The organism is Vibrio sp. VPAP30 (assembly GCF_001188205.1).
GTDB lineage: Bacteria > Pseudomonadota > Gammaproteobacteria > Enterobacterales > Vibrionaceae > Vibrio > Vibrio bivalvicida.
This window is the reverse complement of sequence record NZ_LBLS01000026.1, coordinates 155744-168515: the sequence shown is the minus strand read 5'-3', so window position 1 is coordinate 168515 and position 12772 is coordinate 155744. Positions and strand designations below refer to the sequence as shown.

Sequence of the window (12772 nt, the reverse complement as noted above, 5' to 3'; positions counted from 1 at the left end):
TAAACGAAAGGATGCGTCATGTTGCTGTATATTCTCCGTCGCTTGCTTATCGCAGTGCCCACATTACTGTTTATCGCCTTGGTTTCATTTTGGCTAATGCATATTGCCCCAGGGGGCCCATTTGATATGGAAAGGCCGATGCCAGAAGTGGTACGCGCCAATATTGAAGCGAAATTTCACCTTAATGAACCTTTTATTGTTCAGTTTTTTATCTACGTTGGTAACTTCATTCAGGGCGACCTTGGCCCCAGCTTCGTTTACCAAGACTTTAGTGTCACCGAGCTTGTCGCTCAATCATGGCCAGTTTCGGCTGTATTAGGCGTGATTTCTTTTTGTATTTCCGTCCCACTAGGAATGGTTCTAGGCACCATAGCTGCGCTAAATCGCAATGGAAAACTAGACTACTTACTTATGTCACTCTCAATGACAGGTGTTGTGATTCCAGCGTTTGTCTTGGCGCCCGTGCTTGTGACTATTTTCTCTATTCATTTAGGCTGGCTACCCGCAGGCGGATGGGAAGGCGGACAAGCTTCGTTTTTGATTTTACCGGTACTTAGCTTGGCGATTGGCTCTGTAGCAAGTATCGCTAGGGTCATGCGCGGCGCAATGATTGAGACACTCAATCAACCTTATATACGCACCGCAAAAGCAAAGGGACTGTCCACCAGCTACATCCTGTTTCATCACGCGCTTCGCCCGTCATTAATACCGATTATCGCTATGCTAGGCCCGAGCTTTGTTGCCGTTGTCACTGGTTCGGTGATTATCGATATATTCTTTAGTACCGGAGGCATGGGGCAACACTTCGTCTCTGGCGCACTTAATAGAGATTACGGCTTAGTCATGGGCATAACCCTGATTGTCGCCTCTCTTACCATCTTGTTTAACTTGGTGGTCGATATTCTCTACACCGTCATCGACCCGCGCATTCGTGTTTAGGAGGTAACCAATGTTAACCAAACGTATTGACGCCAAGGAGCTAGCGGATCAAGTAAGCTCTCAAGTCGAAGCGGTTGAAGGGCGTAGCTTATGGCAAGACGCTTGGACTCGCTTTCGTAAAAACCGTGCCGCGATGACATCCATTTATGTGTTGATGTTTATCGTCTTGTGCATCACGTTCGGCCCGCAGCTCGCTGCCTTCGGTCACGATGAAATTGACTGGAACGTGGTCGCTGACCCTTATGAGTTGGGCAAACCTTCAATCAGTTCTGGTCACTACTTTGGTACCGATGACTTAGGCCAAGATATCTTCGCCCGAACCATGCAGGGAGGCAGGCTTTCGATCATGGTTGGCTTTATGGGCGCACTGGTTGCGGTAGTGATTGGAACCGCTTGGGGAGCCTTATCTGGTTACCTTGGTGGCATCGTTGACGGCACTATGATGCGCATTATCGAAGTGCTCGACTCTGTCCCATTTATGTTTCTGGTCATTCTGTTCGTTACCCTATTTGGTAATAATATCTACCTTATCTTTGTTGTGATCGGCATGGTCTCTTGGCTCGGAATTGCTAGGGTCGTACGCGGTGTCACATTCAGTATCAAGAAAAGAGAGTTTATCGAAGCAGCCCATTCTATCGGTGTATCTCGGTTGACCATAGTGCGCCGTCACGTGTTACCCAATGTACTGGGCATTGTGATGATTTACTCCTCATTAATGGTGCCGGGATTTATTATGTTTGAATCCTTCTTAAGCTTTTTGGGGCTGGGCGTTCAACCACCCGATACCAGTTGGGGCATCTTAATTGCTGAGGGTGCGAAAACAATAGATGTTGCCCTTTGGCAATTGGTGTTCCCTTCAATTTTCCTTGTTGCCACCTTGTTCTGTTTTAACTTTATCGGTGATGGTCTGCGTGACGCACTCGATCCAAAAGATCGCTAAGGAGTAGTGATGAGTATTCTCTCGATTAACCAGATGAATGTGCGCTTCCAAACCCCTGATGGCTTAGTGCAAGCGGTCAGTGATTTGTCCTATAGCATAAACAAGGGCGAAACCTTGGGCATTGTCGGTGAGTCTGGCTCGGGCAAAAGCCAATCGGTTTTTGCGCTGATGGGCTTAACTGCTGACAACGGTTTGGTCAGCGGTGAAGCCAATTTCCACGGTGAAAACCTACTTTCGATGTCAAAGAGCCAACTCAATCATATTCGTGCAGAAAAGATTGGCATGATCTTCCAAGATCCGATGACCTCACTTAACCCGTTTATGAAAATTGGTAAACAACTTGCCGAAGTTTTGATGATTCACAAAGGCATGTCACGCAAAGAAGCCGATAAAGAAGTCATTGCGATGCTTGATGCGGTAAGGATTCCATCAGCTGCCACAAGGATGGCGCAGTATCCGCATGAAATGTCCGGCGGCATGCGCCAGCGAGTAATGATAGCAATGGCACTATTGTGTAAACCTGAGCTACTGATCGCGGATGAACCGACCACCGCATTGGATGTAACGGTACAAGCGCAAATTTTGACTCTATTGCGTGAGCTGCAAGCCGAGTTTAACACCGCCATTCTGCTTATTACCCATGATATGGGCGTGGTTGCGGAAATGTGTGATCGAGTCTTAGTCATGTATGGCGGGCGCAAAATGGAAGAAGCGGATACGGAGTCAATATTCGCGACTCCTTCTCACCCGTACACGCAAGGTCTTCTCAAAGCGATTCCTTCAATCAGTGAAGATATGGATCGCCTGCCTACCATTCCCGGCAATCCCCCTAGTGCACTGATTCACAACAAAGGCTGCCCTTTTAAAGAACGTTGCAACGAGTATCGGGCAGAGTGCAGTGCGCAAATGCCGCCATTTAGAGCGCTCTCTCCGAGCCAAGGGTTAGCTTGCCATGTCAATGCCCCCGCTTCCATCACATCCATTGCGCGTTCAGCTTAGGAGGTAACATGAACCAAGCAGAAGTTTTACTTTCAGCGCGTGATCTAAAAGTTCACTTCGCAATCAATAAACACATATTGCCAAGTAAACGAAAAGTGGTGAAAGCCGTCGATGGTATCGACTTAGAAGTGTTCCGTGGAGAAACTTTAGGCATTGTCGGTGAGTCTGGGTGCGGAAAATCGACCCTAGCACGAGCACTGCTTCGCTTGATAGAACCGACAGGTGGCGAGCTCTCATGGAAGGGGCAAGATATGCGTGGGTTTGGTAAACAAGAGCTAGCGAAAAAACGCCGTGAGTTTCAAATGGTGTTTCAAGATCCTTCTGCTTGTTTGAATCCTCGTTTGACGATCTCCGAATGTATCGCTGAACCCTTACTGACTCATGAACCCCACTTAAGCCGCCAAGAGGTAGAGAGTCGCGTTATCGCGATGATGGACAAAGTGGGCCTACTTGCAAGCCAGCGAAATCGCTATCCGCACGAGTTCTCGGGCGGTCAATGTCAACGCGTGGGCATCGCGCGTGCTCTGATCCTCAAACCCGACTTAGTGGTGTGCGATGAACCTGTAAGTGCCCTTGATGTATCGATACAAGCGCAGGTGATTAATCTTCTTGATGATTTAAAACAAGAGATGGGTTTAACACTGGTCATGATCGCCCACGACCTAAGTGTAGTAAGACACATAAGCGATCGTGTCATGGTGATGTATTTAGGTAAGCCGATGGAAGTTGGGCGTTACGATAAGGTTTTCGATGACGCCCAGCACCCTTACACGAAAGCCTTATTATCTGCAGTTCCTATCGCTCACCCAACACTCGCTCGCAATCGCAATATTCAACTATTGCCTGGCGATCTTCCTTCGCCGCTCAATCCACCAAGCGGATGCGTGTTTCGCACCCGTTGTCCAAGTGCCACTGATTTGTGTGGTCAACAAAAACCGACTCGAAGTGGTCTGCCAGACCACCACATTTTCTGTACCCATACTTTGCTAGGAAGCCAACCATTATGACTTTAACCACTGTTCCACAACGACTTAACGCTTTACGTGATGGCATGCAAAAACATAACTTTGATGCCTATATCGTCACCAATAATGACCCGCATGCCAGTGAATACTCGGCCGATTATTGGCTGGCAAGGCAGTGGATATCCGGCTTTACTGGCTCTGCTGGCGATGTGGTAGTGACCAAAGATGGCGGCGGACTTTGGACCGATGGACGCTACTACATTCAAGGAGCCGAGCAAATCGAAGGCTCTGGTTTATCGCTGTTTAAAGCACGCCTAGCCGAGACGCCAACAATTGCGCAATGGTTAGCTCAAACCTTGCCACAAAACGCAACGGTAGGTGTCGATGGTCGCAGTATCAGCAAGCAGTTTTTCGATGAGCTTACTCGCGCATTCGAAGACAAATCGATTCGAGTGGTACTAGAGCACGATCTTATTTCCCCTATTTGGCATGATCGACCGTCGCGACCGACTGCACCTGTTTTTAACCATCCAATAGAGATTGCAGGGCTTACATGTGGCGAAAAAGTCGCTCAGATTCATCAATACCTCAATGATGAGAAAGCCGATGCACTATTGATTTCAACGCTAGACGACGTGATGTGGACGCTCAACATTCGTGGAGGCGATACCGCCTATTGCCCGATATCTGAGGGCTACCTACTCGTCGATAAGCAAAGTTGTCGTTTGTTTATTGATAATCGAAAGCTCACTCAGCAAGTTGTCGCCGCACTTGAAGAATCTCAGGTTCATATCCATGATTACGAACACCTTAGCACAGCGTTAAACCTTATCGAAAAAGGCGCTAGGGTCATTTATACCGCTAAAAACTGTGACAGCCTGTTAGCAAGCCTGATTAAATCTGAGTTATGTCTAGTTGACCGCCCATGCTCTGTCACGCTAATGAAAGCCCTAAAGAATTCAACCGAACTTGCAAGTATGGAAGAGACCTTGCGCCAAGATGGCGTGGCGGTCGTTAAATTCATGCAATGGCTGGATGAACAAGTACCCAGTGGCAAAGTCACCGAGTTAAATGCTGAACAACAATTGATGGACTACCGCAAACAGATTGACGGCTATTTAGGCGAAAGCTTTAGAACCATCGCGGGTTTTGCTGAGCATGGCGCTAAGATGCACTACGCAGCAGACGAAACGAGCTGCTACCAAGTCGATGAGAGCCATTTCTTCCTTGTCGATTCGGGTGGGCAATATCCAGGTGGCACAACAGACATCACTCGCACCTTCCACTTTGGCAACCCTTCAGCACAAGAAAGAAAGGACTACACCTTAGTGCTAAAGGCTGTCATCCGCCTAACACAAACTCGCTTTATGAAAGGTTCGACTGGAGCCAATCTCGATATCATGGCGCGCGGCGTGTTGTGGCAACATGGCATCGACTATAAATGTGGTACTGGTCATGGTGTCGGCATATGTTTGAATGTTCATGAAGGGCCGCAAAACTTTTCGCAAAATCCTGCCGAAGTCGCCCTTAGACCGGGTATGGTAATAACTAATGAGCCCGGTGTTTACCGCGAAGGTGTGCATGGAGTTCGGATTGAAAACATCATGAAGGTGATCGAGTTAGAAGAGAACGAATTTGGCACTTTTTATGGCTTTGAGACCATAACCCTCGCGCCAATCGCGACCAAGATGATAGATAAATCGATGCTTGATAGCAGTGAGATTGAATGGCTCAACAACTACCATCGGCAGTGTTGGTGCAAGCTCTCACCAGACCTCGATGAGCAAGGAAAAGTTTGGTTAGAGAAAGCCACGCAGGCGATCTAACCTGATCCAGTCACTCTGCCAGATACACCATGATGTATCTGGCAGAATCAATAGGTTTTGTTGAACCGTTATTTTCGTGAACGACCGCCGCGCGAAGAACGCGCTTTATGCGCCGAGGCCGCCTTTGCTTGTGAATTCAATATTGATTCAACGGTCAGTTCCATTGGCTCTTTAGGTTTAAGGCCATGTGGGAAAGTGCGCGCGCGCGGAGGTAAGTCATACTCTTCACTAGATGCTCTTGGCATACGCTTAAAACGGTACAGATAAAAGTTTTCTACTTTCTCTCTCGCCCAGTCGGTTTTCTTTAAGTATTTTACGCTGCTGGCAATCGAAGGATTGGTGTGGAAGCAGTTGAAGCGCATTGCTGTATCTAAAATATCCCAACCATAAAAGTCTACTAACTCTTGTAGTAAAGTCTCTAGTTTCAGGCCGTGTAGAGGGTTATTTTGTTGTAGTTCAATTCTTTCTTCATCGGTCATCATATTGAGATCCTAGGTGTCTTACTAATTGCAGCGAGTTAAATAGCCAGTATTGCTCATACCCTGATGGATAAGTGTCCAAATAGTAAGGACAGCAACACTTGGTGGCGCGGATTCTAACAGAGTTAATCTAGCTTCCCTATCCTTATTATCAACTAGGTAAGCTTTCTTCTTCTCGTAACGTCAGCACTTCATATCCACTACTTGTGACCAACACAGTATGCTCTGATTGAGCAGACAACTTTTTATCTCGGGTTATCACCGTCCAGCCATCTTTCTTGGTCTTGGTTTTCTCGGTCCCTTGGTTAACCATAGGCTCAATGGTAAACACCATGCCTTCTTTTAGCAGCAAACCGGTATCGCGAATACCATAATGAAGCACTTGCGGCTCTTCATGCATTTCTAGACCAATGCCGTGACCACAATACTCTCTTACTATGCTGTAGCCGTAAGTCTCTGCATAGCTCTGAATGGCATGCCCAATATCACCAAGACGCGCTCTTGGTTTGACTTGCTTGATTCCCTGCCACATCGCTTCATAAGTGACTTTCACTAACTTTCGCGCCAGTGGGTTTGCATCGGGCATCACATACATTTTGCTTGAGTCAGTGATAAAGCCACCTTTCTCTAGCGTAATATCCAAATTGATAATGTCGGTACTCTTTAAGATTTGGCTAACTTTAGGCACACCATGACAAACCACTTCATTCAACGAAGTATTGAGTACGTACTGGTAATCATACTGTCCTTTGCTGGCGGGTCTCGCCTGTAGATCATTGACAATAAAATCTTCAACTCGGTTATTAATGTCCATGGTTGAAATACCCGGCTTCACGTAGTGATCCAGCATATGAAACACCTTAGCCAACAACTTGCCGGAGGTGCGCATCAATTCAATCTCGCTTTCTGACTTGATCGCTACATTACTGTTCATTAGCAACGCCTTCTGTCGCAGAAACATTGCTCACTGACACTTCTGCCGATTTCATTAAATCTGCCACCAAGTCATTGAAAGAGAGCTGAGGATGCAGCTCAGCAAGCATACCAATCTTGATCCAGAATTCTGCCTGCGAGTTAATCGAACGCGCCATCACAGAGCTCGCTTTTCTCAGTTCTTCATGTAGCTCATCAGAAATCTTAACAATACCCATAAAATACATTTTATATATGATCCGTATATTTATTGTATGTATGGTGCATAATCCGTCAAGCTGAAAATGATGTGGCTAAAAAGAGCACACCAGTAGCTATGCTCTTTGGTTATTCAAAACTTAGCTTTTCTCTAACCAGCGTAGTTGCCGCTACGACTCATAAACCTTTCTAGAGCCTCAAGAAACTGTTCGGGCTGCTCTAGCATTGGTGTATGTGCCGCGTGGTTGATCATTGCAAACTCTGCCTTAGCGGGTCCAAAATCAACGGATTGCCAGCACTCCAATGGCGCAATACTAAAATCATGATCGGATCCTATGATCAATAGTGGTATCGCAGGTAGTGCTTGATAGAAATCTCCACTTATCTCAGTGAAAACTTGACCCCATAACTTATCTAAAAGAACCGTATGTGCCGGGAAACCTTCCCACAACGGCAATTCGTTAAAGACAAAGTCGAACCAGCGCATAGCTCCCAAACGATGACACATATGAACAAATTTACGTTCTGGTTGCGCTTGAATATCGTCATTTAGTTTTACGATATTTTCAGCAAAGTAAGACTTTCGGGTCTCATCGGCTTGAGATTCCCAGCGGTCGTATTGCTTCGTTTGCATCTCGGGTGACAGACTGGGAGAAATGTTGCTTAACACTAGGCTGCTTATACGTGTTGGATAGCGAATAGCAAAGTACGCTGCCATATATCCATGGCCAGAGTGACCAAATATAGCAACTGTGTCTAACTCTAAAGATTGGCAAATAAGATCAATATCATCCGCGATAATATCAAGCGAAACGTCATCTGTGTGTGGCTTGCGCTGACACGGTGAAAAGCCTCGGTGGTCGACATAAATGCATTTAATACGAGAGTAAATGGACTCTGGCATAACGCGGTAATAATAATCAGCGCTTCCAATAATCAGCAGGGGTTTACCAGCACCTTTAATAATAACCTTAAGGCTATAATCTCCAGATTCAATAATAAGTGTATTCATTGAGAATTACCTTTTTCAATTCAAGTTTATTCCCTCTCCGCTAAGAAAGAGTGAGTGTCTATGTGTTTGAAGTTAGGTAAAGATCGTCAACGAATAAGTGTCATGGTCGTCTTTAAGTCTCTAGATAAGTTGGTCGGAGGTTATTAAACATACGCTTTGAAATCAATACCGTATTATAGAGCACCATTGCCGGCATAGTATATTAATGGCATATTAGATAGCTAGTATTCGCCATCAAACTAGGGAGAGTTGGGTGTACAAGGTATTTGTTTTTGGAACGCTAAAGGAAGGTTTTCCTAATTTTAAAACTAATAAAGGGATTCGCTATGGCAATACGTTCCAAACCAAACAGCGATTCCCTCTTTACCTGATTGGTGAACGCCATTCCCCTTGGCTAGTCTTACAACACGGAGAAGGCTACCCAGTTAAAGGCCAAATTTTTAGCGTTACTGACCAAGCTTTGTCGGCGATGGACAAGCTTGAACGTATTGATGCGAAGGACGGTTATCGGAGAATCTCACTTGAAGTGGAGTGCGTGGAAACCGGGGAATCACTGACCGTGTATGCTTATGGTAAACCGCCAGAAATGCTGGTAGACGCTGATATTCGAGCTGAGTTAACTGATGAATATTGTTTGTCACATGCGAAACTTTATCGTAGCCGGTATGCCACTTCCTAAAGGATTGAAATGGATATCTTAAAATTCGCTGAAAAAGCCATGTCGATGGATGACAGTGCTTGGGCAAAACACTCTAGCCCTTGGAGTGTCTATTCTCGGTTTACAATTTTGCCATTGCTCACACTAGCGCTGGCCTCGCGCGACTGGCTAGGGTGGTACTCACTGATCCCAACGTTATTGGTGTTAACTTGGGTATGGCTGAATCCACGCCTATTCCCTGCTCCTGAATCAACCAACAACTGGGCTTCAATGGGCACATTTGGTGAGCGTATCTATCTAAACCGCAGTAAAGAAGCTATCATCCCTCAGCATCATCTATCTATGTGTAATCTATTGATGATATTACAAATATTAGGGTTGCCCGTTTGGATTTATGGTGTCTACTCGCTCCACATTGAGTCCATGCTTTTTGGCATGCTTTGGCTTATGGCGACCAAGGCTTGGTTTGTCGATCGCATGGTATGGATTTATCAAGATACTAAGGATTTAAACCCTGTTTATCAGTCTTGGTTTAAAGATTAACAAGTCGGTTATCTAGGAGAAAACAATGAAATGCTCACTACAAAAAATAGATAAGAGTAACTATATGCAAGTCTGCCACTTGCAAGTGTCACAAGAGCAAGAACACTTCCTTGCACCAAATACGTTGTCGTTGGTAGAGGCGGCATTCAATGAAGGCTATATCACTCGGGCGATTTACGCAGGCGATACATTGGTTGGGTTCTTGATGTGGGTGCACGAAACAGAAACCAAATCATCAATATGGCGCTTTATGATTGCAGCAGAATATCAGGCTCAAGGCTTCGGTAGAGCGGCGTTAAATCTTGCACTCGATGAAATGAAACTAAGACAAGGCGTTCGCGAGATTGAAATCCGTTACAACCCTTCCAACCCTGTCGCCAAAGATTTTTATAATACATTTGGTTTCGTTGAAACTGGCATCGATATAGAGCACGACGATATGCTGGCTGTAATTGAACTAGACAGCAGACAAGTGGCGTAACTCACCCAATAAGCTGAATAAAGCAGAGGAGAACAGTTGTTCTCCTTTTTTATCTCTGTAGCTCGACAAAAATCTCAAAAACAGTACGAAACCAAAATGATAATCTAGGACACATTACCTATAGTTAGAAGAGTTAAATGATCGATTTCATATTAATTTGGAGGAAGGTATATGACATTCACTCAACTTTTGGTACCGATTGCTCCTGGTCAAGAGATTGATGATTCCCACCATCAAGCATTTCAGTTCGCCAATAAGTGCTCAGCAAACGTGACCTTGCTACTTGTTATTAAAGAACTGGCCGAGTTCAAGGAAATTTATCACCTATCAGGATCATCATTAAACGTTCTTGACAAAGCGACCCATCACTTAAAAAACGATTTAGAAAAACAAGCACGTACCCTATCAGACCAATATTCCAATATACGTTTTAGTACCAAGGTACGTGTTGGCACTCCATTCATTGAAATCATAAAAGAGGCTGATGAATCAGATGCCTCCATGATCATCATTAACTCCTATCGGCAATCTAAAAAAGATGCCTGCGAAAGAGGCAGCAATACTTTAAATCTAATGCGTAAGTCAGAAGCCCCCATCTGGTCTCTAAGCAGAGTCCCTAGCTCCATTCGCAATGTTGTTGTCGCCGTCGACCTAACTAACGATGAATATCAAGATTTCAATGCCCAGCTTCTATCTATGGCAATAGATTTTTGTTCAAGCGTTGGCGCTTCGCTCACTCTTTGCCATGTGTGGAAATTTGAGTCAGAAGGTTTCTTACGTGATTGGAGTGGTTATAGTGACATTGAGATTGCTCTACTAGCCAAAGAAATGCGCAAAGAACGGCTATCCCGTTTAAATGCACTATTAGAGGTGCATAAAGATAACCCAATAAAAATAGAGCCTAAAGTGCTAGAAGGGGAGACTCGTGAAGTATTCCCAAAATACGTTGCCGACTACAAGATGGATCTCGTTATCTTGGGTTCTATGTCTCGTTCTGGAATATCTGGTTTTGTATTGGGTAATACTGCGGAAGCAATGATCAATCAACTAGATTGCTCGGTGATCACGCTCAAACCCGATACGTTTAGTTCACCTGTTTTAACCAAGCCATAATCGGAATAAATTTAAAAGCTACAAGTTCGACTAAACTGGTAGTGATAACAATAATCATAACTTAATTGACGTCAATGGCTGCAAACACCATAAACGCATTTATGAGGAGAACTCATGGTGTCAGAAGCCATTGCTTTTGCATTTGAAGTTTTTATTTCTGCTTGTTGCCTGTATGTCGCGGCTCAAATTGCGCTTGAAAACGTTCATTTAGCCTCGTTAGCTGGGATTGTCGTCGCCGTTGCGCTCGTTTCCTTAGTCCCTGTTGTTGGGTGGATTGCAAGCCTTGTGCTGTTTGTGAGCCTCCTCTATTACGTGACTGAAACGCCTTTAGAGGGTTGTATCTGGATCGTATTAATCTCTAAGCTGATTAGTTTCGTTTCAGTGCAAGTTTTGCAAACTTTGTTAGCTTAGGAATATACTGTAACGCAAAAATGGGACTAATCAGTCCCATTTTGCGTTTAAGGTTTACTCGGTAGGGTTTATGGTTACTGGCGTAAAGGTTGCCGTCGCATTGCCCCCCGCCCCTGGTCGATCAACGTACGGTGTGTTTTGCATTAAGGTGTAGTAAACATCAACGTAGTCATCATCGTTTGTCAGCAATCCATCGGGGATGACATCGATAATTTTACCTGTGATTTGAGCAATAATGGCATAGCCTTGTACTTCTGGATCTGGAATCATTTTCAAGATTTCTTCTGCGGCTTTCACCAGTAGTTTTGCCAGTTCCTTGTAATCTGTACCGTCATCTTGCTCCATCAGAACCATATCAACGGCTCCCCAACGGTAACGAGGCCAGATGATCATTGTTTGACCAGGATAATAATCTTGACCGTCGTAATCTAAATACGGCATTTCAACCAAATCGATCTGCGGCGCATCGCGGCTTGGATCGACCCCAGTAATGATGGCGTAAATCTCTGCTTTACCAGAAATCCAAGGTTCTTGGTCATCGTTTAGGCGAATCTTAGTTAGTTGGGTTGTGCTAAGAGGCTGAACATCCGCTGTCATGACAGAGCGTCTAACCCGTTGAGCTTTTGGTTTAGCCACCGGTTCGTCTGTGGTTAACTTAGTTGGCTGCCCTAGACGCTGCATCTCTGCTTGCATCGCCTCAAGACCCGCTCGTAACTCTTCAGCACCGTTACTGTCGACGACGAATACAGGCACGTCAGGCATTTCATACACATCTAACTGGTGAAGCTGACCATAAACATCATAAGCCTCAACGTATTGCCAGTTTGAGTCATCACCCGATGGTTCAAATGCAAAGAGTGGACTTTCACCCTGCTTCCACTGCTCTACCATCGAGGCATCCGCAATGCGAAGCTCAATCAAAGAATCGGTAAAGTCTTCGACCCCTTTCATGGTGCGATAGTTTTGGTCAGCTTGTTGTAACTGACGACTAAACGCAGAATAAGGTTGTGCTGACTGAATCTGACTGACCGAAGCAGATAGATTCTTCTCAGTGATTTGCGCTTTCAGGTTAGTTTCCAGCGATTGATACCTTTCACTGAACTGAAGTGCGAGCTCTTGTTTCTGTTTGGAAATTTCTTCTGCTTTAGACAAGGAAGTCATGTCTTGTGCAATTAGAGGTTTTGCGTTGGTTTGGAATCCAACCACTGCCGTTGCAAGCATTAAGCTGATAGAAATATTCGGTCTCATAAATGATCCTCATTGTAATAATTATCA

The 12772-nt window shown here is 45.1% G+C and carries 15 protein-coding genes; 10 read left to right on the top strand and 5 right to left on the bottom strand.

Annotated features, from left to right (window positions below):
- The first annotated feature begins 18 nt into the window (after positions 1 to 18).
- From oppB to ZX61_RS11260, 5 genes are read left to right on the top strand one after another with little or no spacing between them, the layout of a single operon-like run.
- On the top strand, positions 19 to 939 hold the full coding sequence (gene oppB / locus ZX61_RS11280) for an oligopeptide ABC transporter permease OppB (protein WP_049844723.1): 921 nt from the start codon (positions 19 to 21) through the stop codon (positions 937 to 939).
- 10 nt (positions 940 to 949) lie between these two features.
- A complete protein-coding gene (locus tag ZX61_RS11275; RefSeq protein ID WP_049844722.1) occupies positions 950 to 1879 on the top strand; it encodes an ABC transporter permease subunit in 930 nt (309 codons plus the stop codon).
- A gap of 9 nt (positions 1880 to 1888) precedes the next feature.
- Positions 1889 to 2878 (top strand): ABC transporter ATP-binding protein, encoded by a 990-nt coding sequence (locus ZX61_RS11270; protein WP_049844721.1) that lies wholly within the window; start codon positions 1889 to 1891, stop codon positions 2876 to 2878.
- Between the two features lie 8 nt (positions 2879 to 2886).
- Positions 2887 to 3885, top strand: coding sequence for an ABC transporter ATP-binding protein (locus ZX61_RS11265; protein WP_049844720.1), 999 nt, complete (start codon positions 2887 to 2889; stop codon positions 3883 to 3885).
- Positions 3882 to 5669: an aminopeptidase P family protein gene (locus tag ZX61_RS11260; protein ID WP_049844719.1), complete on the top strand. Its 1788-nt coding sequence runs from the start codon at positions 3882 to 3884 to the stop codon at positions 5667 to 5669. The genes ZX61_RS11265 and ZX61_RS11260 overlap by 4 nt, the downstream gene beginning before the upstream one ends.
- A 68-nt stretch (positions 5670 to 5737) precedes the next feature.
- Here the strand turns inward: ZX61_RS11260 and ZX61_RS11255 are convergent, their stop codons facing one another.
- The 4 genes from ZX61_RS11255 to ZX61_RS11240 all read right to left on the bottom strand — a co-directional run bounded on the left by ZX61_RS11255 (position 5738) and on the right by ZX61_RS11240 (position 8291).
- Positions 5738 to 6151, bottom strand: a complete 414-nt coding sequence (locus ZX61_RS11255; protein WP_004743668.1) for a VF530 family DNA-binding protein — start codon at positions 6149 to 6151, stop codon at positions 5738 to 5740.
- 148 nt (positions 6152 to 6299) lie between these two features.
- Positions 6300 to 7082, bottom strand: coding sequence for a type I methionyl aminopeptidase (map, locus tag ZX61_RS11250; RefSeq protein WP_049844718.1), 783 nt, complete (start codon positions 7080 to 7082; stop codon positions 6300 to 6302).
- Positions 7072 to 7299 carry a ParD-like family protein gene (locus ZX61_RS11245; RefSeq protein WP_049844920.1) on the bottom strand — a complete coding sequence of 76 codons (228 nt, stop codon included), beginning with the start codon at positions 7297 to 7299 and terminating at the stop codon, positions 7072 to 7074. The genes map and ZX61_RS11245 overlap by 11 nt, the downstream gene beginning before the upstream one ends.
- Before the next feature lie 131 nt (positions 7300 to 7430).
- On the bottom strand, positions 7431 to 8291 hold the full coding sequence (locus ZX61_RS11240) for an alpha/beta fold hydrolase (protein WP_049844717.1): 861 nt from the start codon (positions 8289 to 8291) through the stop codon (positions 7431 to 7433).
- Between the two features lie 253 nt (positions 8292 to 8544).
- On the opposite strand from ZX61_RS11240, the gene ZX61_RS11235 reads away from it, so the two are divergent.
- From ZX61_RS11235 to ZX61_RS11215, 5 genes are all read left to right on the top strand, one after another.
- Entirely contained in the window at positions 8545 to 8970 is a 426-nt protein-coding gene (locus tag ZX61_RS11235) for a gamma-glutamylcyclotransferase family protein (protein ID WP_049844716.1), read from the top strand.
- A 9-nt stretch (positions 8971 to 8979) separates the two neighbouring features.
- Entirely contained in the window at positions 8980 to 9492 is a 513-nt protein-coding gene (locus ZX61_RS11230; protein ID WP_049844715.1) for a DUF6653 family protein, read from the top strand.
- A 25-nt stretch (positions 9493 to 9517) separates the two neighbouring features.
- A complete protein-coding gene (locus ZX61_RS11225; RefSeq protein WP_049844714.1) occupies positions 9518 to 9973 on the top strand; it encodes a GNAT family N-acetyltransferase in 456 nt (151 codons plus the stop codon).
- 171 nt (positions 9974 to 10144) lie between these two features.
- Entirely contained in the window at positions 10145 to 11086 is a 942-nt protein-coding gene (locus ZX61_RS11220) for a universal stress protein (RefSeq protein ID WP_049844713.1), read from the top strand.
- Between the two features lie 114 nt (positions 11087 to 11200).
- Positions 11201 to 11497, top strand: coding sequence for a hypothetical protein (locus ZX61_RS11215; RefSeq protein ID WP_049844712.1), 297 nt, complete (start codon positions 11201 to 11203; stop codon positions 11495 to 11497).
- Between the two features lie 54 nt (positions 11498 to 11551).
- On the opposite strand, the gene ZX61_RS11210 is transcribed toward ZX61_RS11215, so the two are convergent.
- Positions 11552 to 12745, bottom strand: a complete 1194-nt coding sequence (locus ZX61_RS11210) for a DUF3103 domain-containing protein (RefSeq protein ID WP_049844711.1) — start codon at positions 12743 to 12745, stop codon at positions 11552 to 11554.
- Positions 12746 to 12772: the final 27 nt, after the last annotated feature.